The organism is Pseudooceanicola endophyticus, from assembly GCF_018760365.1.
In the GTDB taxonomy this organism is placed as follows: Bacteria; Pseudomonadota; Alphaproteobacteria; order Rhodobacterales; family Rhodobacteraceae; genus Pseudooceanicola; species Pseudooceanicola endophyticus.
In genome coordinates this window covers 16,728-42,345 of sequence record NZ_JAHIAB010000019.1, presented here as the reverse complement: position 1 = coordinate 42,345, position 25,618 = coordinate 16,728, and the positions used below count along the sequence as shown (strand labels likewise).

At 65.9% G+C, this 25,618-nt stretch carries 20 protein-coding genes; 10 read left to right on the top strand and 10 right to left on the bottom strand.

From position 1 onward, the window contains the following. The first annotated feature begins 15 nt into the window (after positions 1-15). Positions 16-1,590 carry a glycosyl hydrolase family 28-related protein gene (locus tag KM176_RS22990; RefSeq protein ID WP_160896907.1) on the top strand — a complete coding sequence of 525 codons (1,575 nt, stop codon included), beginning with the start codon at positions 16-18 and terminating at the stop codon, positions 1,588-1,590. 73 nt (positions 1,591-1,663) lie between these two features. Here KM176_RS22990 and KM176_RS22985 read toward each other — a convergent pair whose 3' ends face one another. Beyond that, the gene (locus KM176_RS22985) at positions 1,664-2,272 is read right to left on the bottom strand and encodes a sugar transferase (protein WP_236045437.1); all 609 of its coding nucleotides are present in this window, start codon (positions 2,270-2,272) and stop codon (positions 1,664-1,666) included. Between the two features lie 730 nt (positions 2,273-3,002). Between KM176_RS22985 and galE the strand changes: the two genes are divergently transcribed. The 5 genes from galE (at position 3,003) to rfbA (ending at position 7,564) form a co-directional block, all read left to right on the top strand. After that, positions 3,003-3,986, top strand: coding sequence for a UDP-glucose 4-epimerase GalE (gene galE / locus KM176_RS22980; RefSeq protein ID WP_160896908.1), 984 nt, complete (start codon positions 3,003-3,005; stop codon positions 3,984-3,986). A gap of 116 nt (positions 3,987-4,102) precedes the next feature. Then, positions 4,103-4,672: a dTDP-4-dehydrorhamnose 3,5-epimerase gene (rfbC, locus tag KM176_RS22975; protein ID WP_160896909.1), complete on the top strand. Its 570-nt coding sequence runs from the start codon at positions 4,103-4,105 to the stop codon at positions 4,670-4,672. Continuing rightward, complete coding sequence (rfbB, locus tag KM176_RS22970) at positions 4,669-5,742, top strand: dTDP-glucose 4,6-dehydratase (protein ID WP_160896910.1); 1,074 nt, start codon at positions 4,669-4,671, stop codon at positions 5,740-5,742. Before rfbC ends, rfbB begins: the two co-directional genes overlap by 4 nt. Next, complete coding sequence (gene rfbD / locus KM176_RS22965; protein WP_160896911.1) at positions 5,739-6,641, top strand: dTDP-4-dehydrorhamnose reductase; 903 nt, start codon at positions 5,739-5,741, stop codon at positions 6,639-6,641. Before rfbB ends, rfbD begins: the two co-directional genes overlap by 4 nt. Then, positions 6,638-7,564, top strand: a complete 927-nt coding sequence (gene rfbA / locus KM176_RS22960) for a glucose-1-phosphate thymidylyltransferase RfbA (RefSeq protein ID WP_160896912.1) — start codon at positions 6,638-6,640, stop codon at positions 7,562-7,564. Before rfbD ends, rfbA begins: the two co-directional genes overlap by 4 nt. Before the next feature lie 273 nt (positions 7,565-7,837). Here the strand turns inward: rfbA and KM176_RS22955 are convergent, their stop codons facing one another. The 4 genes from KM176_RS22955 to KM176_RS22940 all read right to left on the bottom strand — a co-directional run bounded on the left by KM176_RS22955 (position 7,838) and on the right by KM176_RS22940 (position 12,673). After that, positions 7,838-8,152: a hypothetical protein gene (locus KM176_RS22955; RefSeq protein WP_160896913.1), complete on the bottom strand. Its 315-nt coding sequence runs from the start codon at positions 8,150-8,152 to the stop codon at positions 7,838-7,840. 207 nt (positions 8,153-8,359) lie between these two features. Further along, positions 8,360-9,721 carry a polysaccharide biosynthesis/export family protein gene (locus KM176_RS22950; RefSeq protein ID WP_202398082.1) on the bottom strand — a complete coding sequence of 454 codons (1,362 nt, stop codon included), beginning with the start codon at positions 9,719-9,721 and terminating at the stop codon, positions 8,360-8,362. 70 nt (positions 9,722-9,791) lie between these two features. Then, entirely contained in the window at positions 9,792-10,520 is a 729-nt protein-coding gene (locus KM176_RS22945) for a YjbF family lipoprotein (protein ID WP_160896914.1), read from the bottom strand. A 2-nt stretch (positions 10,521-10,522) separates the two neighbouring features. After that, on the bottom strand, positions 10,523-12,673 hold the full coding sequence (locus tag KM176_RS22940; RefSeq protein ID WP_160896915.1) for a YjbH domain-containing protein: 2,151 nt from the start codon (positions 12,671-12,673) through the stop codon (positions 10,523-10,525). A 192-nt stretch (positions 12,674-12,865) separates the two neighbouring features. On the opposite strand from KM176_RS22940, the gene KM176_RS22935 reads away from it, so the two are divergent. Further along, positions 12,866-13,621 (top strand): metallophosphoesterase, encoded by a 756-nt coding sequence (locus KM176_RS22935; protein ID WP_160896916.1) that lies wholly within the window; start codon positions 12,866-12,868, stop codon positions 13,619-13,621. A 149-nt stretch (positions 13,622-13,770) separates the two neighbouring features. On the opposite strand, the gene kdsA is transcribed toward KM176_RS22935, so the two are convergent. The 4 genes from kdsA to KM176_RS22915 form a co-directional block, all read right to left on the bottom strand. Further along, on the bottom strand, positions 13,771-14,586 hold the full coding sequence (gene kdsA / locus KM176_RS22930) for a 3-deoxy-8-phosphooctulonate synthase (RefSeq protein WP_160896917.1): 816 nt from the start codon (positions 14,584-14,586) through the stop codon (positions 13,771-13,773). A gap of 3 nt (positions 14,587-14,589) precedes the next feature. Beyond that, positions 14,590-15,381: a 3-deoxy-manno-octulosonate cytidylyltransferase gene (locus KM176_RS22925; RefSeq protein WP_160896918.1), complete on the bottom strand. Its 792-nt coding sequence runs from the start codon at positions 15,379-15,381 to the stop codon at positions 14,590-14,592. Positions 15,382-15,401: 20 nt separating this feature from the next. Beyond that, the gene (locus KM176_RS22920) at positions 15,402-16,394 is read right to left on the bottom strand and encodes a KpsF/GutQ family sugar-phosphate isomerase (RefSeq protein WP_160896933.1); all 993 of its coding nucleotides are present in this window, start codon (positions 16,392-16,394) and stop codon (positions 15,402-15,404) included. A gap of 247 nt (positions 16,395-16,641) precedes the next feature. Further along, a complete protein-coding gene (locus tag KM176_RS22915; protein WP_160896919.1) occupies positions 16,642-17,790 on the bottom strand; it encodes a capsular polysaccharide export protein, LipB/KpsS family in 1,149 nt (382 codons plus the stop codon). Positions 17,791-18,321: 531 nt separating this feature from the next. Between KM176_RS22915 and KM176_RS22910 the strand changes: the two genes are divergently transcribed. From KM176_RS22910 to KM176_RS22900, 3 genes are all read left to right on the top strand, one after another. Next, positions 18,322-19,515, top strand: a complete 1,194-nt coding sequence (locus KM176_RS22910; protein ID WP_160896920.1) for a glycosyltransferase — start codon at positions 18,322-18,324, stop codon at positions 19,513-19,515. Between the two features lie 67 nt (positions 19,516-19,582). After that, on the top strand, positions 19,583-23,440 hold the full coding sequence (locus KM176_RS22905) for a glycosyltransferase (RefSeq protein WP_160896921.1): 3,858 nt from the start codon (positions 19,583-19,585) through the stop codon (positions 23,438-23,440). 72 nt (positions 23,441-23,512) lie between these two features. Then, positions 23,513-24,127 (top strand): CatB-related O-acetyltransferase, encoded by a 615-nt coding sequence (locus tag KM176_RS22900; RefSeq protein ID WP_160896922.1) that lies wholly within the window; start codon positions 23,513-23,515, stop codon positions 24,125-24,127. A 1,192-nt stretch (positions 24,128-25,319) separates the two neighbouring features. Here the strand turns inward: KM176_RS22900 and KM176_RS22895 are convergent. Further along, the coding region (locus KM176_RS22895; protein ID WP_215558830.1) for a hypothetical protein at positions 25,320-25,618 on the bottom strand (299 nt) is incomplete at its 5' end.

Sequence of the window (25,618 nt, the reverse complement as noted above, 5' to 3'; positions counted from 1 at the left end):
ACAGGAGCCTAGGCCTTGACCGACCACCCTCCTCTCTGCCGCCACGACGGCAATCATGTCGCGCTGGCAGGGTCGATCACCTTGGATACCGAGCGCAACCTGGCCGTCGTCCATGACGGCATGACCCCCGGCGGCCACCCCCTCGGCCAGCTGCCCTTTGCCTCGATCGAGCAAATGCTGTGCAGCACCCGCCCCGCCATGGGCGTCGGTAGCCCCTGGGTGGCCGGCCCCTATTGGTACACGGAACTGTCGCCGCAGGAGGCCGATTTCGATCTTCAGACCGCGACAGGGGTGAAGCTGGCATTGGTCCTCGATGGGCTGTCAGAGGTCAATGTTCATGCCCTGGGCGTGCGCGGCGATGGCAAGAGCGACGATGCTCCGGCGCTGAACCGGGCCATCGCCCGGGCTCAGAAGACCGGTGCGATCCTGCGACTGCCGGCGGGCACCTATCGCTATGGCAGTGAACTGGAGATCTCCGACGCCATCACCCTGCGGGGGGCAGGCATTCGCTACACCATCTTCCAGCCGATGGGCGGCTATTCCGGCTGGTTCATGAGCATCACGGAAAGCAATTTCATAAACACCTCGAACCAGGGCCCCCGGGTCAACCTCTCCAACGATACGGCAGGGTTGACGCTGGCAGCCTTTTCCGTCCGGTCATCGCGTGATCTGGGCAGCGGGCCACAGAATGGTATTCGCTGTGTCGGGCGCAATGACCGGATGCGCTGGCACGACATCTATATCGAATGCCTGGAGGGGACGCATTTCCATTTCGGGCATCCGATCGACGGAAATGAAATCCGGCCGGCTTTCATACGGGAATGCGATTTCTACAATATCGAAAGCCGTGGCGGCGGAGACCTGAAAAGTGGCGCTCCGGCGGTCATCATCGACAGCTATGGTCCCGGAGATGCCACGAACCTGTGCAACTTCTTCGCCTGCCGCATCGTCTATCCCTATGGCACCGGTCTCGACATCGTCTGCCACGCAACCCGCAACGCCATCCGGCGGCTGACCTTCTTCAACCTGCTGATGCACGGGGCCGGGTCGGTCGGGGTCAAGACCGACGCCCCGCTCATGCATATCCGCGGCGCCTTCTACTGGAGCAGCTTCTACGCCTTCCAGCTCAACAGTACCTCATCGCGGCAGGTCGGCGTCAAGACCGAGGCGCTGAACGGACGTTCGGCGGATGGCCTGCGTTTCGAGGGGGACATCTCCTCGGGGGCGGGGGAAGGCTTTGCCTTCGACGCCGGCGGCCATTACGAGGTGTCCTTCGCCAATTTCGGCAACCGCGGGGCCGGTGTCTCCCTCGGGGACAACCTCGACGGTCCGGTCTTGCTCGATGCGATGGGCAAGCAGGATGTGCACACCCGGGTGAGCCGCAAGAGCGCAGGCTTCCTCCAGCAGAGAACCGAGCAGGGCGACCACCGGAACGCCCCGATGCGTTCGGCAAAGGTCTGGGTGGCCACGCCGCGCACGCCCAACGATCCCGGAATGCCCGGGGATATCGCGCGCGATGCCCATTATGCCTATATCTGCGTGGCGCCGAACCAGTGGGTCCGGATGCCCGTCGATCAGACCTGGGACTAGGGCCGCTTACAACGCAAACGACCGGGCCCAGCAGGGCCCGGTCGCTGCAAAAGAGTGGGAAGGGACGGGACGCTCAGCGCCCGGTCTGACCCAGAACGGCGTTGAAGGTCTTCACCAGAAGCTTGCAGTCCATCAGGAAGGAGGCCTTCTTGGCATATTCCACATCCATGGCCACGCGCTCGTCATAGGTGACGTCGTTGCGCCCCGAAACCTGCCACAGCCCGGTCAGACCGGGGCGCATCGACAGGTAGGCGACGCGGGACTTGCCGTAGCGGCGGATCTCGTCACGGGTGATCGGACGCGGGCCGACAAAGCTCATCTCGCCCTTCAGGACGTTCCAGATCTGCGGCAGCTCATCCAGCGAGGTGGCGCGCAGGAGATGGCCCAGCTTGGTGATCCGCGGGTCGTTGGTCAGCTTCTGATCGCGCTTCCATTCTTCCGCGGCCTCGGGATTGTTGGCCAGATGCTGCGTAAGCCGCGCTTCCGCATCCACCACCATGGTGCGGATTTTCCAGCAGCGGAAGCTCTTGCCGTTGTGGCCCAGCCGGCGATGTCCGAAGAAGCCCGGCCCGCCGTCCCGACGAATGAGGATCCACAGGACAGCGATGACGGGCAGCAGGACCGGAAGCAGCATCAGCGCGAGGACAAGATCGAACACCCTTTTGACGAACCGGGTGTACATGGTGTCGCTGAGGCTTCGCACCGAAGCGCGCCAGGCGCGCGGGGATGCCATCTTGGAATCGGTAAGCGTGGAAGGATCAATCGTCTTCACGGAACCACCTCCTTGAGGGTTAAATGAATATCACGTTTCAAACGTTAAAAGACGCGCCGACTGCCATACTGCGAAACCGACGATCAGGTGCTTTAGTTTATACTTTATTAGCCCTGTCTAAACGGGCCGCTCCCCGGTGTCGAGAGACGCCGGAATGAACTTTTCCCTAATTTTGCCCCGCCTCCTGCGGCAGCCCCGGCCGCTTGTCTGGGCCTTCGATAAAACATGTTGAAAAGAAAAGAGAATGGTCAAGTCGGGTGGCAGGTCTCCAGCCGGGTCCGGGGGGCAGCAAAAAGTTGCTCCTGCCCAGAAAACCGGCGGTTTCGGCAAGCTGCATGACGCTGCGGCATCCCCTTGCGGCACAGATTCCCCTGCGGGCCTTATTGCCCCTTCCGGCCACTTCAAGGGTGGCAAGCGGTACGGGCTTGCGACATAGTCCCCGGGAAGGCTTATTTTTCCTTTCCATCGATTTCACGCCCGTTCCGGGAGACATTTCAGAATGTTCAAGATGCCAGGCCGGGCGCAGCGATGACCTTTCCCCTTTGGCCGCCGCCAGGTCCTTTCCCGCACCCGCCCGGACAGCCCTTCCGGTGCAGGATGACGGCAGTCGGCCCCCTACATGAATAATGGAGCAAACGTTATGCAGAATGTCCTGGTCACCGGCGGCGCAGGCTATATCGGCTCGCATGCCTGCAAGGCGCTGAAGGCCGCAGGTTTCACCCCGGTCACCTATGACAGCCTGGTCACCGGCTGGGAGGATTCGGTCAAGTTCGGCCCCTTCGAAAAAGGCGACCTGATGGACCGTGCCCGCCTGGACGAGGTCTTTGCCAAGTACCAGCCCGTTGCCGTGATGCATTTCGCCGCCCTCTCCCAGGTGGGCGAAAGCATGAAGGAGCCGGGGCTCTACTGGCGCCAGAACGTCATGGGCTCGCTCACCCTGATCGAGGCCACGGTGGCCGCGGGCGTCAAGCATTTCGTCTTCTCCTCGACCTGCGCCACCTATGGCGAACAGGACAACGTGGTGCTGGATGAAAACAGCGTCCAGCAGCCGATCAACGCCTATGGCGCCTCCAAGCGCGCGATCGAGGACATCCTGGACAACTTCGGCGCCGCCTACGGGCTGGAGCACGTGATCTTCCGCTACTTCAACGTCGCCGGGGCCGACCCCGAGGGCGAGATCGGCGAGCATCACCGCCCCGAAACCCACCTGATCCCGATCATGCTGGAGGCGATCGACGGCAAGCGCCCGGCGCTGACCATCTTCGGCACCGATTACGACACCCCCGACGGCACCTGCATCCGCGACTACGTCCATGTCTGCGACCTGGTCGATGCCCATGTGCTGGGGCTGAAATGGCTGCAGGAGGGCAAGGGCAGCAGCGTCTTCAACCTCGGCACCGGCTCGGGCTTCTCGGTGCGCGAGGTGATCGACCAGTCCCGCGCCGTCACCAACCTCTCCGTCCCATACGAGGAAGGCCCGCGCCGCCCGGGCGATTGCACCAAGCTGGTGTCGGGCTCGAGCCGGGCGGAAACCGAGCTGGGCTGGAGCCCCGAACGCTCGACCATGGCGCAGATGATCGGCGACGCCTGGCTGTGGCACCGGGAAGGCCATTACGACAAGTGAGGCGCAGGTCCCGGAGCCTGTCTCCGGCGTGGCGAAAGTAGATCTTAATCGTTTTCCGGCTTGGTTCCCGGGGAGGGAGGCGCGGTCCCGCACCTCCGACTGCCGCTGGAGCCTTGATGCCGGACATCGCCACGCCCCCCCTGCCCGGACTGCTTGTCCTGACGCCGCGCCGCCATGCCGATGCCCGCGGCGTCTTCGAGGAGACCTGGAACCGGGCCGCGCTGGCCCGGGCCGGCATCCTGACCGATTTCGTGCAGGACAACCGCTCGCTCTCGCTGGCGCCCAACACCGTGCGGGGGCTGCATTTCCAGGCGCCGCCCCGGGCCCAGGCCAAGCTGGTGCGCTGCGGGCGCGGCTGCGTCCTCGACGTGGCGGTGGATCTGCGGCGCGGCTCTCCGACCTATGGACACTGGCACGGCGAGGAGCTGAGCGAGGAGAACGGGCGCCAGCTGCTGATCCCCGAGGGGTTCGCCCATGGCTTCGTCACCCGCGAGGCGGGATGCGAACTCTGTTACAAATGCTCGGCCCCCTATGACCCGGCGGCCGAGGGCACGCTTCGCTGGGACGATCCCGAGCTGGGCATCGCCTGGCGGCTGACCGGGCCTGCCGTGCTCTCGGAGCGCGACGCCGCCGCCCCGCCCCTGCGCGGGCTGGCCTCTCCCTTCCTGTGGGAGGCCGCCGCATGAAGCTGCTGATCACCGGAGGCGCGGGGTTCATCGGATCGGCGGTCGCCCGGCTGGCCATGGAAGAGGGCTGCCACGTGGTGGTGCTGGACGCGCTGACCTATGCCGCCTGCCCCGCCAACCTCGCCCCGGTCGAGGGGCTGCCCGGCTATGCCTTCGAACGCGCCGACATCCGCGACCGTACCCTGCTGGAACGCATCTTTGCCCGCCACCGCCCCGACGCAGTGCTGCACTTGGCCGCCGAAAGCCATGTCGACCGGTCGATCGACGGGCCCGATGCCTTCATCGACACCAATATCACCGGCACCTTCTACCTGCTGGAGGCGGCGCGCAGCCACTGGCAGGCGCGTGGCCGGCCCGCCGGCTTCCGCTTCCTCCAGGTCTCCACCGACGAGGTCTGGGGCAGCCTCGGCCCCGAGGGGCAGTTCAGCGAGGACAGCCCCCAGGCGCCCAATTCCCCCTATGCGGCCTCGAAATCCGCCGCCGATCAGCTGGTGCGGGCCTGGGGGGCAACCTATGGGCTGCCGGTGCTGATCACCAACTGCTCGAACAACTACGGGCCCTATCATTTCCCCGAAAAGCTGATCCCGCTGACCATCCTGCAGGCGCTGGCCGGCAAGCCGATCCCGGTCTATGGCGACGGCGCCCAGGTGCGCGACTGGCTCTACGTGGAGGATCACGCCCGCGCCCTGCTGACGGTGCTGCGCCGGGGCGAACCGGGGCGGCGCTATGCCATCGGCGGCACCGGCGAGGTCAGCAACCTGGAGCTGGTGCAGAAGATCTGCGCCCTGCTGGACGACCGCCGCCCCCGCGCCCTGCCCCATGCCACGCTGATCACCCATGTTCCCGACCGCCCCGGCCATGACCGCCGCTATGCCATCGACGCGACCCGCATCCGGCAGGAGCTGGGCTGGACCCCCTCGGTCTCCCTCGACCAGGGGCTGGCGCACACGGTGGACTGGTTCCTGGCCAATCCCGGCTGGTGGCGGGTGCTGCAGGCGCGCGGCGGCCTGGGGCAGCGGCTGGGGCTGGGCCCCGCCGCCCTCCGCCCCGAGGGCACGGTGCTGCAATGACCATCCTGGTGCTGGGCGCCCAGGGGCAGCTGGGCCATGCGCTGGCCCGCATCGGTCGCCACCGGGTCCTGGCCCTGGGCCGCAGCGTGGCCGATCTCTCCGATCCCGCCGGCTGCGCCCGCCTGCTGGAGGACCTGGCGCGCAGCCGTCCGCTCTCGGGGGTGATCAACGCCGCCGCCTGGACCGCCGTCGATGCCGCCGAGGATCACGAGGCGCAGGCCCATGTCGTCAATGCCGAAGCGCCGGGCGCCCTGGCCCGGGTCGCCGCCGCCCGGGGCCTGCCCTTCGTGCAGCCCTCCACCGATTACGTCTTCGACGGCCGGGGCAGCCGGCCCTTCGCCCCCGGCGATGCCCCGGCGCCGCTCAATGCCTACGGGCGCAGCAAGCTGGCCGGGGAAGCGGCGGTGCGCGCCGCCGGCGGTGTCCATGCGGTGCTGCGCTGTTCCTGGGTGATCTCGGCCCGGGGGCGCAATTTCGTCACCGCCATGCTGGCGGCGGCGGCGCGCGCAGAGGTGCGGGTGGTCGCCGACCAGGTGGGCGGCCCGACCCCGGCGGACGACCTGGCGCGCGCCTGCCTTTCGGTGGTGGACCAGCTGTCGGACATGCCGGAGAAATCCGGCACCTACCATTATGCCGGCGCCCCCGATGTCAGCTGGGCCGGCCTCGCGCGTGAGGTCTTCCGCCAGGCCAACCTCTCTGTCGCCGTGCACGAGATCGCCAGTGCCGACTGGCCGACCCCGGCACCCCGGCCGCGCAACTCGCGGCTCGACTGCCTGCGCACCGAACAGATCCTCGGCCTGCCGCGCCCCGACTGGCGCGCCGGGCTCTCGTCCATCCTCGATCAGATGGCACCGCTGGCCCGGCCCGGCCAGGCGCGCGCCGGAAAGGACCGCGCATGACCTCCCGCAAGGGGCTTCTTCTGGCCGGCGGCACCGGCAGCCGGCTCTGGCCGATCACGCTGGGGATCTCCAAGCAGCTGCTGCCGCTCTACGACAAGCCGATGATCTACTACCCGCTTTCGGTGCTGATGCTGGCCGGCATCCGCGAGATCTGCATTATCACCACCCCCGAGGACCAGCCGCAGTTCCGCCGCCTTCTGGGCGACGGGTCGCAATGGGGGCTGGATCTGCACTATATCATCCAGCCCCGTCCCGACGGCCTGGCCCAGGCCTATCTGCTGGCCGAGGACTGGCTGGCGGGTGCCCCCTCGGCCATGGTGCTGGGCGACAACATCTTCCACGGCGACGGGCTGGCGCGGCTGCTGGCACGCGCCGATGCCCGCCCCCATGGCACTGTCTTCGGCTACCGGGTGCGCGATCCGGAACGCTACGGCGTGCTGGGCTTCGATGCCGCCGGTCGCGTCACCTCGATCACCGAGAAACCGATCGAGCCCGCCTCGCCCTTCGCGGTGACCGGACTCTATTTCCTCGATGGCGACGCCCCCGCCCGCGCCCGCGCCGTGCGCCCCTCCAACCGCGGCGAGCTTGAGATCACCTCGCTGCTGGAAATGTACCTCGGTGACGGCCTGCTTGAGGTCGAGACGCTGGGGCGCGGCTATGCCTGGCTGGACACCGGCACCCATGCGGCGCTGCTGGATGCCGGGAATTTCGTGCGCACCCTGGAGGACCGCCAGGGCATGCAGACCGGCTGCCCCGAGGAGATCGCCTTCCAGCAGGGCTGGATCGACACGCCGGCCCTGCTGGCCCAGGCCGCGCGCTTCGGCAAGACCGACTATGGCGCCTATCTGGCCACTCTGGCCGCGCCCCAGGGCGGATATGACCAAATGCCCCCCGGAGATATCCGTTCGGATACCTGTCTTTGAAAATACCTGCCCTGCATAATTGGTCGCAGACGGGGTAGAACCTGTGGCCCGGCACAAATCGGCAAAACAGACCGATGCCGGGGCGTACTTTTCCATGACGCGGACGGACTCTGCCGCCATGGCCTGAATGATTTCCTACATTCAGCAGGTGATTGGCCGGGGCATTCCCTGGCCAATTTCGCCATCCGCCTCGTCATTTCCATGCCGGATTCGCAAAAAAGGCCTGCCCCGGACAAACCGGAACAGGCCCTTTGCCGTCGAAACGGAGCAGGATCAGAGCGTGCTGACCGTGGTGGTCACGGTCTGCGTCGTGCCGTTCGAATCCGCAACCTCGATGATTGCCTTGCCGGTCGCGTAGACGACGAAGCTGAGGACCGCCAGGGGCATGATCCCCATGGAGGCCAGCGCGGCATTCACGCTTGCCACGATGGAACCACCGGAGGCACCGCCACCGATCGTCGTGGTTTGGACGCCGTTTGCGCCGCCGGTGCCGGTTGCCACGACTTCCTGTGCCATAACGGTGTTGGCAGAGAACGCCGTCACGGAGAGCGCGATGAGGGAAGCAAGAGCCGTCTTCTTCATGGACATCAAGAGTCCTCCAATAAAACTGGGATGAGCAATCATTATCACGAAGCGTCGATCCAGAGTACCGCGTATCGTCAATTGCTGCGTGCAACTCGGGAAAAAACACTCGCACAGAATATAATAGTGACAGCAATGCCGCAACCGCAGCATTGCTGTCACCCAGCTTTCCCGTACCTGCCGAATCTTTCAGCAGGACTGGCTAGGAAGACCTCAGTTCGCCGCCGAAGCGGTCGAGGTGATCAGCGCCGGCGTGATCTGGTTGACCACGCGATTCCATTTCGTGATCGGCTGTTCGGCCGCGAAGACCACGTCGTTGGGACGCAGCTGGAACCGTGTCGCCAGCATCAGGTTGGCGGCATTCTTGATGTTCAGGTTGTAGGCGGTGACCGAGTCGAACTCGCGCGGGTCATCGGAGCCGCGCAGCACGTAGATCTGCTTGGCATCCGCGTGGATGCTGGGCAGGCCGCCATTGGTGAAGATCGCATCCGCCAGCGTTGCCTGCCGCCCGAAGGGCAGGGTGAAGCGCCCCTGGGTGCCGACTTCGCCGGCCAGGTAGACGTAGTCGCGCGCCACGGCATCCTGTTCGGTCTTGGTCACGAAGTTGGAGCGCGCCTCTTCCAGGGCGCCGCGACGGATCGCGACCTCGCTGTTGAGCTCGTTCAGCGCGGCGGTACGGGCGGTCTGCTGGAAGGTCGCCCGGGCGATCTGCTCCTGGAAGTAGGACTGTGCCAGATCGAGGTTGTAGGCGGTATCGACGAAGATGCTGTCGCCGTCGAGCAGGCGGATCTTCTGCAGGGTCTTGTCGGAATAGAGCTTTGCCAGCGGGATCTGGTAGAGCGTGCCGTCGCGGTAGAGGCGGACCGAGGCATAGGCCTGGTCGGTCACCGTCACCCCGCCCACGGCGGCCAGCGCCTCGTCGAGGTAGAGCGGCGTCAGGGTGATCGGTACCACGGCGGGCTTGGCCACCGCCCCGCCGATCGAGACCTTCTTGGAGTTGAACTCCGAGATCTCGAGGCTGAAGGTCGGGTCGATCTGGTTCTGCACGAGCTTCTGGAACAGAGCCGCCTCGGCCTCTTCCAGGGTCATGCCGGCGACCTGGACGCGTCCGACATTGGGGATGGCGATCGCGCCGTCATCCTGGACGGTGTAGCCCTGGCGGGCATTCTGCGCCGCCAGCAGGCCGGTCAGCTGCTCGACCGTGCTGCCCATCTGCGGCGTGGCCAGCAGGACGACATCGCCGATGCCGATCTTGTAGGGGCCGGGATCGGTCGCCGGGGGCACCCGGGTCTCCAGCGGCGCCCGCTGGGAATCGTCGAACACCGTCTGCGGCAGCGTTGCGGTCTTCACCTGGGGCTTTCCGGTCGTGCCGGCGATCTGGCCGAAGACAGCCGGCAGATCGCGCGGCGTATAGGGGGCGCGGTTGGCCACCATGACGGTTTCCGGAGTCATCTCGATGACCCGGACCTTGCTGTCGCCGCGGGTCACCGTCTCCACCGAGGGAGAGTTGTAGACGACACCGCATCCGGACAGAGCCCCGAGGCTTAACGAGAGGGCAATGGTCAATGCACGCATATGAAAATCTCTCCCTGAAATCAGAGTGAACTTGTAATGGGCCCGAATGGGCCGGAGATCTGCGACCCCGTCATTGCGCGGTCGTGCCCAGACGGGCCGCAAGCTGGTCCGTCAGGCGCTGCACCGTCGGCTGATCGAGGCTGCGGAAAGTGACCAGGCCGACCAGCGTCCCGGTGAACTGGCGGGACTGCAGGATCCGTCCCTGCGAACCGATCCAGTAGAGGTTCAGGAAACTGTAGTCACTGCCGTAGCAGGTTTCCGTCATGTAAGTCGTCTGGACCGTTCCCGTCCCCTGCGCCAGCGCGTTCGGCCCCTCGTTCTTCACGTCACACAGGAAAGTCGACTGGACGATGTGGTTGTTGCCGTCGAGATGGGCAACGAAGCGCTTGGCCCGCCCATTGCGACGGGCCGTCACCAGCGCCAGCGTCTGGGAGGCATCGGCTTCCATCGTGTCGTCGCCCAGGCCCCGCGTCGCCACCAGCATGCCCTGCCGGAAGGAGAAGATCGTGCCGCCCCGCGACATCCAGTTGCTGACCGGGCCGTTGGAGACCGGCATCTGCCGCAGCAGGTCGAAGGCGCCGCTTTCCTGCGCGAAGGAGAACATCCCCGCCGCATCGGTCTTCATCAGCGCCAGGTATTCCGGCACCGGCGGCGGCACCTTGCGGCTGTTCATGATCGTCTTGACCGCAGGGAAGACCTTGGCCGCCGGTGCCGAGGCCTCCTCCTGCGTCAGGGTGCCGGAACAGCCGGCCAGCGCCAGCAGGCTGGCCAGAGCGCTCGCCAGAAGGTTTCGTTGCATTCTCATCGCCAGAACCTGCCCCAGTCTTCCTGCAATTCCGGATCGTGGTAGTCGCGGACCGTATCGTAGAGCCGGTTGCGGATGTTCAGACGCTGCCCGCCGTCCCGCGTCAGCGGACGGATGGTCTGGCCGAAACCGCTCATCGAGGGTTCGCCCGCCACGCGCGACAGCGGGATCCAGAACCGGATCCCCTTGTCGAAGGATCCCTCGCCGAAGTCCTCGGCGGACACGTCGGTCTTGGTGAAGAAGGCCCCGATCCGGAAACCGTTGGCGAATTCCCGGTCCAGGCTGAAGGTGGCGCCCCAGTCGCCGGCCAGGTAGCGCCCGGCATCCACTTCCGTCATGTAGCCGTTACCCCAGTCGTAATAGGCCGAGACATGGCCGGTCGCGACCTTGTAGTCCATCAGGCCAAAGCCCATGTCGTAGTCGCGCTGCTGGACATAGTTGATCTCGGCGCCAAGCGCGAGCGGCCCGCTGACGGGTTTCCACAGCACTTCGGTCGATACCCCGGCGAACATGTCTTCCAGATAGCCGGCGGTGACGCGGCCATAGAGATCGCGGCCCGGACGGTAGAAGTATTCCGCCGTCAGGTGGTTCATCTGGATGGTGGATTCCTTGGCGTAGAGCGCGGCATCGGAACGCACGTGCGGCAGGACCGAATTCGAGCTGCGATCCGCCCCGTCCGCCCGGTTGCCGACCACCGCATAGCGCAGCTGCGTCGACAGAATGACGTTGCGCAGCGGCACATAGGCCATGTTGAAGGCCAGACCCGCATCCACCCGGATCGGCGCGTCGGGATCGAAATAGGCCGGGGTGACATAGGTGCCAAGCCCATAGGAGAAATCGGGATAGGTGCCCGGCACCTCGACGTCGCGCCGCATCGGCTCGTCCGCCGCATCGGCGATCCGGGCCCGGCTGTACATCTTCCAGGAGCTGTCGAAATCGAACTCCAGCTGCTCCATGTCGGAGCGCCGGATCGTCACCGACGACAGCGAGAGCCCGTTGCCCACCGGCACGATGTCGAAGGTCTCGATCTGCGGCGGCAGGGTGTTGGTCAGGACCCGGGCGGTGCGGCCGATGGCCTCCGGCACCGCGTCGTAGGTCGGGTTCAGGATATAGACCCGCACGCTGCTGGGCGAGGTCTGCTCATAGCCCTGCAGCTGGATCTTGACCTTCTCCAGCCCCGCCTTCACGCGGGCCCGGACCTGCTCGGAAGAGCCATCCAGGCGCCAGCCCAGGGCCGCCGCCTGGTCGCGCGGCAGCACCGGCGGCGCAGCCGGCTCGACACCGCCCGGATAGGGCCCGTACTTGCCGTTGAACGTGTACTGCAGCGCCACGCCAAGCGCACTGCCGTACAGGTAGGCCCCGGTCAGAGTGGTGCTCTTGCTCAGCCGGTAGGAGACGCCGAAGTTGAAGGGAGAGTTGTGCTCGAAGCCCATGCGCTCGGCCTCGGCCTCGTAATCATCCGAGGAATATTCCGCCGTCAGCACCACCTTGTCGTTCAGCTGGTACTGCAGGCCACCGAACAGCGCCGCATCGCCCCGGAACCAGTTCCCGGTATCAAGCTTGCCGGTCTCGTTGATGTCGGGCACATGCGCCGGCCGGCTCTTCAGGCTGTCGCTGAGCACCCCCAGGGGGTTCGAAAACCCGTTGTAGCTGCCGAAGCGCCCCCAGCCGATCCCGCCGGTGACCCGCAGCCGGTCGAAGGTCTTGCCGAAGGTCAGGTATTCCCCGGCATAAACCCCGGTGCCGCCGAAATCCTGCAGCCCCACCGCGACAGCCGGAGTAAGGTCGCCCTCCTCGGCAATCTGATAGCGGATGTCGAAGCTGCGGTCATAGCGGTTGATCGTCTTGTCGAACTTGTCGAGCACGGAATAGCGGAAGGTGCCCGACAGCCGCGGCGAGAGCTGGAACGTGAAGGCCAGGCGCAGGTTTCCGTCGAAATTGCTGGCCGACAGCGCGCCTTCTCCATCGGCCAACGACCAGGCACCGGGCATGTCGATCAGGCCGGGCGTGCCGTAGAAGCTGAGCGAGGGACGCGCCCAGAGCGGCTCCTGCCCGAGGATCTCGGCCATCGGCGTGCCGAAGCCCTCGCTGGCAACCGTGGTGCTCCCGTCCTGGGCATGTGCCTGTGCGACCGAAAGCGCCAGCATGGAAATCGATGCACAAAGGCCTGCCCATGCCCTGCCCTTACGGTGACTCATAACCTGTCCTGTCCCTTGTACCGCTCCGGGATTTCGCCCCATGCCTTGCACATCCCGTGCCGGCACGTGAGAATCCGCGCGTGTTCTTGTGCTCTATGTGGCAGATAACATGTGAAAGAATAAACCGGCGATCCGCAAAACATGATCTTCTTCAAACGTCGACGTGCTCCAAAACCCACATTTTCGGCAGCTCTCGCACCCTCTGAGCCGTTTTTCGCCGTCGGAGACATCCACGGTCGGGACGACCTTCTTGACCGCCTGCTCACTCGTATGGCAGCCACCGCCCCCGAGGCCCGCCAGGTCTTCGTCGGCGACTATATCGACCGCGGGGAACAGAGCGCCGCCGTGCTGCAGCGCCTGCACGCAGCGGAACGCGCCTCGGAGGGACGCCTCCTCTGCCTGATGGGCAACCACGAGGAAATGCTGCTGCGTTTCCTCAAGGATCCTGCCGCCGAAGGGCCGCGCTGGATGCGCTATGGCGGGTTGCAAACCCTTGCCAGCCTGTCGGTTTCCCCCCCCGCCCTCTCGGCCTCCCAGACCGAATGGGAGACCGCCCGGGACCGGCTTCAGGACGCCCTCGGAGAACCGCTCCTGGACTGGGTCAGAACCCTGCCGCGCTCCTGGCAAAGCGGCAACGTCGCCGTTGTCCATGCCGGCGCGGCCCCGGACCGCGCGATCGGGGACCAGGACGACACGACCCTGCTCTGGGGCACCCCGGACTTCGAGGCCACCCCCCGCACGGACGGGATCTGGGTCATCCATGGGCATACGATCGTGGACCTGCCCTACATGCGGCGCGGGCGCATCGGCGTGGATACAGGCGCCTATGCGACGGGACGGCTCACGGCGGCGCTGCTGCGCCCCGGCCTGCCCGAGCCCGAGTTTCTCCAGGCCTGAGCGCGCGGAACCACGCGCCTCCGGCGGGCATATTTGAAGAAAGATGAAAGGGGCGCATCCATCCCGGACACGCCCCTTCATTTTCTTATTTCAAATACCTCGGTGGGAATCTCCGCAGGAGACGGGGGGCAGCGCCCCCCTGCCCGGTCTCAGCCCTTCACGACCCGGTCCAGCGCCACCAGCGTGTCCAGCACGCCGCCCAGCTCCGAGAGATGCAGCATGTTCGGACCGTCCGAGGGCGCGTTGTCGGGATCTTCATGGACTTCCATGAACAGCGCCGCGCAGCCCACGGCGACAGCGGCGCGCGCCAGCACGGGGACGAATTCGCGCTGCCCGCCGGTGGAGCCGCCCAGGCCCCCGGGCTGCTGCACCGAGTGGGTCGCGTCGAACACCACCGGATAGCCCATCGCGGCCATCGTCGGCAGGCCACGGAAATCGCTCACCAGGGCGTTGTAGCCGAAGGTCGTGCCGCGCTCGCAGAGCATGATCTTGTCATTGCCCGTCGAGGCCACCTTGTCGGCGACGTTCTGCATGTCCCAGGGGGCCAGGAACTGACCCTTCTTGATGTTGACGGCCTTGCCGGTTTCGCCGGCGGCCAGCAGCAGGTCGGTCTGACGGCACAGGAACGCCGGGATCTGCAGGATGTCGACCACCTCGGCGGCGCGCTGCACCTGGGGGATGTCGTGGACATCGGTCACCACCGGGCAGCCGAATTCCTCGCGGATGGCATTGAGGATCTCCAGACCCTTCTCGATGCCAAGGCCGCGCTTGCCCGAGAGGGAGGAGCGGTTGGCCTTGTCGTAGCTGGCCTTGAAGACGAAGCCGATGCCCCGCTTGGCCGCCTCTTCACCGATCTTCTCGGCCAGCATGCGGGCATGGTCCAGGCTTTCCAGCTGGCAGGGGCCGGCCAGAAGCGCGAAGGGCAGGTCGTTGGAAAACTCGATCTCGCCGACTTTGACGGACATGGCTCAGGCCTCTTTCTTCAGGATGGATTCGATGCGGGCGACGTCTTCGGGGTTGTTCAGCTCCCAGAACACCCGGCCACGGCCCTCGACCTCGACGCACTTGAGACGCGCGCCGTTTTCCAGGAAGCGCAGCTGTTCCAGCCCTTCCAGTTTCTCAAGCGTGCCTTCGGGCCAGCTGCCGTAGGCGGCCAGCGCGCGCGGACGATAGGCATAGACGCCGACATGGTGGAACACCGGCACATCGCCTGCGGCAAAGGTCTTGCCGCCGGTATAGGGGATCACTTCCTTGGAGAAGTAGAGCGCGTCGTTCTTCACGGTGAAGACGGCGGTGGTACCGCCGACCCGACCGTTGCGGCGGTCCTCCAGGAACATCTCCAGCGTCTCGGGATCGCAGCGCAGCACGGGCGTGGCGGCGTCCAGCCCCTCGTCGGCCTTCATCGCCGCGATCAGCTCCGAAAGGAACCACGACGGCGTCAGCGGCGCATCGCCCTGCAGGTTGACCACCAGCTTAGGGTCCAGGCTGGCCTTCGCCAGGGCATCGGCGCATCGCTCGGTGCCATTGCGGCAGGCCTCGTCGGTCATGATGACATCGGCGCCGAAGGCGCGGGCGGCCTCGGCGATGCGCGCGTCATCGGTGCAGACGAAGACGGCATCGGCCTCGGGGACGGCCTTGGCGGCCTCCCAGCTGCGCTGGATCAGCGATTTCGGGCCATCGGCGCCCTCCAGCACGACAAGCGGCTTGCCGGGATAGCGGGTCGAGGCATAGCGGGCGGGGATCAGGATGACGGTATCCATGGGATCTTTCCTAGAGGGGATCAGGCGACGCCGGCGCGCAGGCAGTCGTGGATGCGGATCAGGCCCACCGGGGCGCCTTCCGCGTCGGTCACGAAGAGCGCGCTGATCTTCGCCGTGTTCATGATCTTCAGCGCCTCGGAGGCCAGCGCATCGGCGCGGATGGTCTTGGGATTGGCGGTGGCGACGGTGCCTGCGGTGCTCTCCATCAGCTCATCGAGGTGACGGCGCAGGTCGCCGTCGGTGATGATGCCGGTGAGGCGGCCGCCCTCGGTCACGCCCAGCACCCCGAAGCCCTTGGCGGTCATGGTGATCAGGCCCTCGCGCATCGAGAGCCCGGGGGCGACCAGCGGCAGGTCGGCGGCCGGGATCATCAGCGCCGCGACCTTCATCAGCTGCGCGCCCAGCTTGCCGCCGGGGTGGAAGATCTGGAAATCCGAACGCTCGAAGCCGCGCAGATGCATCAGCGCCACGGCCAGCGCATCACCCATCGCCAGCGTCGCGGTGGTCGAGGTGGTGGGCGCCACGCCGATCAGGCAGGCCTCGGGCGCCTCGGGCAGCAGCAGCGTCACGTCGGCGGCCTGGCCCAGAGTCGAATGGGCGCGGCGCGTGATCGCGATCAGCGGAATGTCGAAGCGGCGCGAATAGGTGACGATATCGGCCAGCTCGGTCGTCTCGCCGGAGTTGGAGATCGCCAGCACGACATCATGGCTGGTCACCATGCCCAGATCGCCGTGGCTGGCCTCGGTCGGGTGGACGAACTGCGCGGGCGTGCCGGTCGAGGCCAGCGTCGCCGCGATCTTGCGCCCGATATGGCCCGACTTGCCGACGCCGGTCACGATCACCCGGCCCTGGGCCGCCAGCAGGATCTCGATGGCCTTCAGATGCGGCGCCCCCAGGGTCGCCTCCATCAGCGCCAGCGCCTCGGATTCGGTTTTCAGCACGCGCGCCATCTGTGCCAGCGCAGCATCCTTCTGCTCGGCGAGGATCTCGCCCGCCACAACCGCGTTATTCATGCCCATTCGTCTTTCTTTCGCCCTACACAGTTTGCGCATTCCGCGCCCCGCAGATGCCCCGGCCTTTTGGCCCCCACGCTATCCTTTTGCCAGCCCCTTCTCGCGCCAGGGCGCCTTCCGGAGTGCAAGATGGTCGCAAAACCCCGCCCGGCGGCGGTCTCTTGCCGGCATTTCCCAGATAGTATGCCTGTTTCCGTCGGAAATCATCTGCCCCACGTCACCCCGCCCGGGGCACCGCCTTGCGGGGCTAGCTGACCGCCGCCCTGTCGCGCGCGATATGCTCGGAGGCGCCCTTCAGCAGCTGCATGGCATGGATCGCCTCCATCGCCGGGATCTGCGCCCGGGTGACGGGGTGGAAATAGCGGGGATAGAGGATGTAGGCCCCCGCCAGGACCTCTTCCACGCGCAGCGCGCGCGGGCGCGGTCCCACCGGATCGCGATCCTCGGTAAAGCCCCAGCCGGCATAGAAGGGCCAGCCGTAGGTGACCACCTTGCGGCCATGCAGGGCCGCCTCGAACCCCGCAAGGGAGGTCACGGTATGGACCTCGTCCGCCGCCGCGATGCAGTCGCGCAACGAGAATTCGGGCCCCACCACATGGCAATAGGCCGAGACCGCCTCCGGCTTGGAATAGTGTTTCTTCGAAAAGGCCAGGGCCTCGGGATGGGGCCGGTAGAGCACCCGCGCCTCGGGGTTCTCCAGCACCGCGCGGGTCACCAGATCATTGCCCGACAAAAGCTGCGTCGCCCCGTAGCGCATCGACAGGTCGTCCTCGACCTGGCCCAGCACCAGGATCGTGTGGCGGCCATCGCGGGGGAAGACGCTGTCCAAAGAGGCCGCAGTGTCGTCGAAATTGTATTTCGACAGGCCGCTGGTGACGATCATGTCGCGGATCTGCGCGGCCTGTTCCATCAGGGTCCCGTCGCCGGCAAAGTCATGGCTGGCCAGGATCTCGTCCAGCTCGGAGGTCTTCGAGCGGTCGAAATGCATCGCCCTGTCGTCGAAGAGCAGCGACAGCGGCTGGCTGCGCGCGGCGCCCAGCCCGAAGGAACGGATGAAGGCATCCTCGACATAGGTCAGCGGGATGGTCTGTTCGGCGCAGAACTGCGCCAGGTAGGGCGGGAACTTGTAGCTCCAGGTGAAGACATGGGGGTCGGGATACCTGGTGATGCTGCGGATCTTCTTGGTCGAAACCCGCGGGCTGTGCCCCAGGAAAACCACGTTGTACCCGGGCAGGAAGTCCACCATGAAGGTCTTCCAGTCCGAAAACCCCACCAGGATCGCCGTCGGCTTGCCATTGTGGATGACCTGCCGGGTTTCCTTCTGCACCTGCATGTTCTCCCGGGCATCCAGGAAGAACTGGACCGGGTGTCGCAGGAGCTTTTCAAGCTTGCTCAAGGCTGTTTCCTTTGCTGGAAGCGGGCTGGTCGGCAGGAGTATAGCTCTGCTCCGGGCCTTTCAACGGCGGTGGCCGCCGACAGGAGAGATCGCCTCCGGCGGCGGCGAAATCGGCGGAAAGCCACCTTTTTCCGCATCCCAACACGCCGTTCTGGGCGGCTTGCCGCCGCCGCCCCTGCTGCCCCTGGGGCACTGGGAACCCGGCGGGCGGATGGCGCCGCCGCGTCCCGCCCCCGCAGACGCGGCCCCGCCGGCCCTCCGCCTCGGCTGAAAGGCGCCGACCGGCCGGCCCGGCGCCGCTCTGATCAGGAAAACGGCATTCCGGAAAAAGGATGTGATTTCGCCCGCGCGCCCCATGCCACAAGGGACGAATGCCCTTGCAATCCAGGCGTGCGACAGCGCAGGCAATCCCATAGCCGGATCGGACGCGGCCCTGCGCACGCGTTGTCTTCGCGATGCGGCTACGGTAGTCACACCGCGCTGTGTGCCCCTCTTCGAAGAGGGTCGATCCAATGGAAAAGTGATTAGAAGATGTCCATTTCTGCCCCAGAGGCCACGCCGAAAAAGCTGCGGATCGCCTTTTTCATTCCCTGGATCACGAAGGGACGGGGCGGCACGGAAAACGTCGGCCAGATGATGGCCAATGCCATGGCGCAGCGCGGCCATGACGTTCACATCTTCACCTTCGACAACCAGAACCGGCCCTCGGTCTGGCCGCTGGATCCCGCGATCCGCCTGCATTGCCTCGAAGAAGCCGAGGACCAGCAGGCCAACGACCGCATCAGCGTCGCCGTCTGCCAGTCCAATCCCGATCTCATCGTCGGCCTGCACATGAACCGGACGCTGCTGCGCTATGTCCGCATTGCCCGGCGGATGGCCGTGCCGATTGTCCTGTCGGAACATATCGACCCCTATTTCCCGCAAAGGATTGGCATGAGCTCTCCTCTGGAACGGCTCACCGCCTTCCAGGGCGCCGCGAAGGTCCACCTGCTGACCGAGAGCTTCCGCCAGACCGTCCCGGACTACCTCCAGGAGAAGATCTCGGTCATCCCGAACACCGTCATCCCCGCGCAGCGCCGGGCGGATCCGGCCGGGCCCGGCAAGACCATCCTGACCGTTGCACGCCTCACCGCACGCAAGAACCTCAGCCGCCTGATCGAGGAATTCGCCATCGCAGCCCGCGACCATGCGGACTGGACGCTGCGGATTGTCGGCGGCGGAGAGCAGCTCGAGGCGCTGCGCGCCAAGGCCGCCCCCCTCGGCCTGGCCGATCGGATCGCCTTCGAGGGCCACACCGACACCCCCTACAGGTATCTCGAACAGGCCCAGATCTTCGTGCTGCCCTCCCTGTTCGAGGGCTTCCCGATGTCCAGTCTGGAGGCCATGACCCACGGCCTGCCCGTCGTCGGCTACAAGGCCTGCAACGGGCTGAACATCCAGGTCCGGGACGGCGTGAACGGCTTCCTGGTCGCCGACAGCAGCCGCAAGGGCGGCCTGGCCGGGGCGCTCTCCCGGCTCATGGGCGACAGCGAGCTGCGCAGCCGGATGGGCCAGGCCTCCTTCGAGATGTTCAACGAACTTTATTCGAACCAGGTCATCAGCGACCAGTGGGAGCAGCTGTTCCTGGACGCCGCGGCGATCCCGGCCACTGTGACACAGCCCGGCATCGAGGAGGTCCTGGCCGTTCAGGACGCGGCCCTGCCCGCCGCCCTGCGGACCCTCTGACCCCCGGCTTTCCGCTGCCCCTGCGCCACCCGCGCCCGCCCCCAACGCCCGACCCGGACCTGAAAATATGTCTTCGAAGATCCCCCAGAAAAAGAACAAAGCTGCCTTCGACAAGTTTGACGACCACCTCCGGGTGCGCCGGATCGAGGTGACGGAAGACACCGGCTTCGATATCCGCGCGCATGTCCTGCAATCGCGCTTCGCGGACTGGAACATCGGATACGTGAAGAACACGATGGAGAATGGCTACGGCAGCAACCTGCCCCTGCTGTTCCCCTCGGTGCGCAATCTCGACGATCCCGGTTTCGGGCGCTCCGGGAAATACCTGCTGCTGGGGACCGTGTTCCAGAACCCGGAGAACAGCCATGTGGGCGCCGTGCGCGCGCTGACCAGCTTCTCCCAGGGGGATGAGCTGGTCCTGACGGAACAGGGTTTCCTGGCCTCCTCTCACAGCTGGTCTGCGGCCTTCAAGGGGCAGACGCCGGAAGCGGCCTGCCTTGGCTATGTCTATGACGACATGGCCTATTACTTCATGGCGGATTACCCCAACCGGCTGATCCACCGCCTCAACAGCGGGCAGGAGCTGACCGAAGAGGAACGCCAGCGGGCCCGGGCGATGATCGACCGGATCGTCGCGCGGAAGATCTCCAAGTACAATTCCCAGCCCATCCACCTGCCGACCCTGACCGAGGGCTACACCCGGCGCGTGCTGGTCTGCGACCAGGCCTTTGCCGATGCCTCGACGATCTACGGCAAGGTGGACGAGGAAGACTTCCAGCAGATGCTGATGGCGGCGATCCGGGAAAACCCCGACGCCGAGATCCTGGTCAAGACCCATCCCGATACCTTCTGGGAAAAGGGCCGCCGCGTCGGCTATTTCAACCACCTGCAAAGCTATGGCCGGGTGCGCATCCTGCGCGATCCGCTGAACCCGTTCTGCCTGTTCGAACATGTCGACAAGGTCTATGCCGGCACCAGCCAGATGGGCCTGGAGGCGCTGCTGGCGGGCAAGGAGGTCGTGCTGTTCGGCTGCCCCTTCTACGCCGGCTGGGGCCTGACGGATGACCGCAAGACCATCCCGCATCGCCACCGCACCCGCAGCCTGGAAGAGCTCTTCCACTATTTCTACATCTGGTACACGATCTACCACGTGCCCGGCTGCCCGATCCCCAGCCAGATCGAGGACGCCCTCGATTTCATCGAGCAGAACCGACCCGTGCAGCTGCCCCCGGCCCTGCCCGCACAGGATCTGACGGCACAGGACCTGCCGGCGCCGAAGGTCTCGGTCATCCTGCCCGTCTACGGGGTCGAGAAATACATCGAGGCCTGCATCGCCTCGATCCAGCGCCAGACCCTGCACGACATCGAGATCATCCCGGTCAACGACCAGAGCCCGGATTCCAGCCAGGCCATCATCGACCGCATGGCGGCAGAAGATCCCCGCATCCGCCCCCTCATCCTGCCCGAGAACCAGGGCCAGGGCTTTGCCCGCAACGCAGGGCTGGCCCGGGCGCGGGGCGATTACATCCTGTTCCTGGATTCCGACGACATGCTCGACAGTGCGGACCACCTGGAACGCTGTGTCGCCACCGCGATCGAGGACCGGGCCGACATGGTGCGCGGCCGCAAGAGCTACGAACAGGTCGAGGATGCCCAGGGCAAGATCCTGCGCAAGCAGCCCGACTGGTGCGAGGTGCATTTCGACACGCCCTTCCATGGCAGCTCGGTCGCGCAAGAGCCCCGGATCCTGCACGGGCGCCACTTCTGGACCTGGATGTACCGCCGCGACTTCCTGGAAAAGAACGACATCCGCTTCCTCACGCCCCAGTGGGAGGAACGCCCCTTCCTGCTCAAGGCGCTGCTGAAGGCCGAGCGCGTCTCCGGCATTCTCAGCAACGGCTTCATCTACCGCGTGCGCTCCGATTCCACCGCGCGCCGTCCCAAAAACCTGCGCGACTGCGACTTCCAGCTGTCGAATTTCGAAAGCCTGGTCGACATGCTGCAGGAGGCCGGCGCCTTCGCCCCCGACAGCCCGCTGGCAGAGGTGGCCAGGTTCCAGGTGTCGCAGTTCCTGCACTTCACCCTGTTCGGCTTCGTCTTCAAGACCCTCCGGGAGGCGGGCACGGCCCAGGACATGGCCGCCTTCCACGACAGGCTGCACCGGCTGGTCCTGCAAACCGGCCTGAGCGGCGCCGATCTGACCTCTGCCCCGCTGCAGATGTCCCAGAAACATGTCAGCGCCGAGGCCTACCGCTTCCTCTTCGAATGCCTGCGCAGCCAGCATTTCGAGCAGCTGGAAACCGCGATCGCGCTGGCGCCCATCCCCCAGGAGGACCTGCTGGAGGCGCTGCTGCGCGTTCCGGAAACGGCGCTTGAAGCCGATTACCAGACGGCGCTGAGCCTCTATGCCCGCAATGAGCGGGTCCGCATGGCCCAGGCCGCACCGGCACCGGCTGGCCCGAAACCGCGCCTGCTGATCCACGTGGGCAGCACGAAGACCGGCAGCACCTTCATCCAGCACTTCCTGGAGCGCAACCGCGCCGCCCTGCTGCGCGCCGGCATCTACTATCCCGAGGTCGGCCTGTTCTGGCAGGAGGACCGCCCGCACAAGCAGGCGGGCCACTCGGCCTTCACCCGCGAGGCGGTCAGCCGCAACGGGACGCTGAAGCAGCATGTGGAAACCGCCCTGGCCCTGGCCGGCGGGCGGATCCACACGATCATCCTGACCAGCGAAGCCTATTTCCTGAACCGCCGCTCGCTTGAGATCGCCCGCTATTTCGAGGGTTATCCGGTCGAGATGATCGGCTATTTCCGCCGCCAGGACGAATGGGCCAATTCGCAATATGCCGAATTCGTCGCCGGGGGCGCCATCGGGCGGGTCAGCCAGCCGATCGCGGAGTGGCTGCGCGATCCGCTGACCCGCGAACGGCTGGACTACCTCTCCTACCTGGAGCTCTGGAGCGCCGAGATCGGCCGCGCGAACGTCCATGCCCGCGTCTATGACCGCAAGGCCTTCGCCGGGGGCGATGTGGTGGCCGATTTCATGACCACCCTGGGCCTGAGCGCGCAGCTCTCGCTGCCCCGCCCCGAGGCCGCCCAGGCGAACGACTTCCCCTTCAATGCCGCCCATGTCGAGATGATCCGCCCCTACAACGGGGAAAACTGGCCCAACCCGACCCCCTACCTGCGTTTCATCGACGAGGTCACCAAGCGCATCGCCGCCTATCAGAAGGCCGCCGGGATCCGCCGCCAGAAGGTGACCATCCTGACCGCGCAGCAGCGCCGGGAGCTGCTGCGCGACTGCGAGGACGGCAATGCCAGCATTGCCCGCCTCTACCTCGGGCGCGAGGACGGTGTCCTCTTCCCCGCCCCGGGGCCGCAGGAAGACATCCCCCAGCAGGCCATCAGCCAGACCGAGATCGCCATCATCACCGATGCCTTCGCCCGGCATCGTCCCGCCCCCGCGGTCGCGGCGAAGAAAGCCAAGCCCGCGGCGGCAAAGTCCGCGCCCGGCAAGGCGGCCCCGCTTGCCGATCCGGACGAGGCGATGCGTCAGACCGTCCTCTACAAGGCCTTCTCGGGTCTTGCGCGCCCGCTGCTGAGCACGCGCAAGCAGGGCAAGCTGCAGAAGCGGCCTGGCCGTTTCTTCGACGACAGCCGCAATCCGGTGCTGCGGGGGGCCGGGCAGCTGATCCGCTTCGAAAGCGACCTGCGCTTCCCGGCGACGGCCCTGGAGGCCGCGCCCCTGTCGCAGACGCTGACCTACCGGCTCTTTTCCACGGCGGCGCCCCATGTCCTGAGCGAGCGCAAGGCCGGCAAGCTTCGGAAGAAACCCGCCGCTTTCTTCGAGGACATGAAGGGGGGCATGGGCCGCAGCCTGCGGAGCTGCTTGCGCATGGAGATGAGGCTTCGCAAGATGAAGTGAGCCCGCGGTCCCGGGCGCGCGCCTGCGGGTGCCCGGGACCCTGACCGGAGACACTGCCCCCGACGGAGACCCATGCAGAGCCTTTTCACACCTCAAGAGGTGGACGCCATGCACCACCTCGGCCAGGAGGACGCCCTCAGGGCCGGCCACATCCGCGGCCCCAAGGAGCGCTGGACGATTTCCGGGACGGTGCTGTCCGGACACTTCACCAGCATCAACGGCCCCTTCAATGCCCGGGGCCAGGTGCGCATCGGCAAGTATTGCGCCTTCGGGCAGTATGTCTCGCTGATCTCCGGCAATCACCGGACCGACATGCCGAACCAGCAGATCTGGCTGAACCAGCGCTTCGGCTACAGGATTCCGGCGGAAACCAAGGGCCCGGTCGAGATCGGGCATAACGTGTGGATCGGCGACAAGGTCAATGTCCTGTCGGGGGTTCAGGTCGGACATGGCAGCGTCATCTCGGCGGGCGCGACCGTGACACGCTCCTGCGGCCCCTTCGAGATCCTCGGCGGCTCTCCCGCGCGGCTCATCCGCAAGCGTTTCACCCAGAACGTGATCGACCAGATGATGGACATCCGCTGGTGGGACTGGAGCGATGAGCGCATCGCCCGCAACCAGGCCTTTTTCGAGACCAGCATCCCCGCCGATGAGGACATCGACCTGAAGGCGATCTGCCAGCCCTGACCGGGCACCCCGTCCTGACTTGCCGGCCGCGCCGGGCCGCGCGCTGTCCCACAGCGCTGGCAACAGGCCGGGGGCGGAGCGCTCCGCTTCTGCGCACGCTCGACGGCGAAATGGCCTTTTCCTGCCCTGCTCAAGGCACCAATCCCGGGGCTCCTGAAGCGGAAGATCCGTCCGGTTTGGCCCCCGGATGAAGGCTGTTTCCGGAAGGACCTGCGCCGCGGTTCCCCTCCTCCCGGCATTGGAACCGAGTGCCCTTGTGGCGGTCAATTTCAGGAATTCTGGCCCGACAGCAGAGGTCCAAGACCCATGGTTCGAGGCCCCTAAGACAGCGCGAGGAGGGTCTTCGCACATCTTGAAACTGCAGTGAGGATCCTTCCGATCTGCCCGCCGGAAGACCTCTCTGATGGCGCGCCCCCCCTCCCGGAGCCGGGCGGGGAAACGAAGAATCCTCCCGGACCCGCCGCAATCGGAACGCCTGAGAGCTGTTGCCGGCGCCCGGCAACAGCGGCGGCCTGCGCCTGTTCACCGCGTCGTGGCGTTTGATCCGCTCTAGGGCTCCCTCCTTCAGATCAACCGCCAATTCGCGCAGGAATCCTCGCTTTTCTCCCGGCCTTCCAGGCCGTCCCGATGTCGCGTTGGGAACTTACGTCGGGAACTATCCATTTTTTTACCTGAAAACAGCGACTTGAAGAGATGCCCGCAGGCTGCGGAAAGACGGCCAAAATCCGGCGCTCAAGCGCGCGGAACGACCAAAACCCGAGGTCCTGCGCCCCTCTTTCCTTGGCGCTTTATGGCACCAATGAGCCGAGTAAAGAAGGGTGTTGCTTGGCCCTCCCCGACAATGACTTCAGCCCCCCCTAAAAATGGACAATGACTTCAGACCCCCCCCTAAAACAACAAACTACTGGTAGTGACTTCACACCCCCCCCTAAAAACGGACAATGACTTCAGGCACCCCCCTGAAATCGTTCTTTCATCCGGCTCCGGGTCGGTGATACGATGGTCCCCGGGAAGGCGCACGACCGGCCAGGCCGGCGTGTTTCTCCGGGCGCAAACCGGAAAATCTCCCGAAATCTCCCAATCGACACCTCGGCATTGGTCGGGAATACCTCAAAATGGCGCGGAGAGCGCCGCCAGAGGGCCATCTCTTGTTTTTTCGACCCCGGGACACCGGACGACTAAAGAAGGGCACTCAGCGGGCCTCTCTGTGCCATTTTGAGAATCCACCCAAGTCAGGCCATCCGCGATCCCGGCAGACCGGGATGATTTGAGGGCATTCGGGGGCAAAACCGGCGTCCATTTTCGAAATCCCCGAGATCAGCACCGGCCTGACTGCCGACACTGGTCCGAACGGCGCGGACAACGCGGACAACGCGGACAACGCGGACAACGCGGACAACGCGGACAACGCGGACAACGCGGACAACGCGGACAACGCGGACAACGCGGACAACGCGGACAACGCGGACAACGCGGACAACGCGGACAACG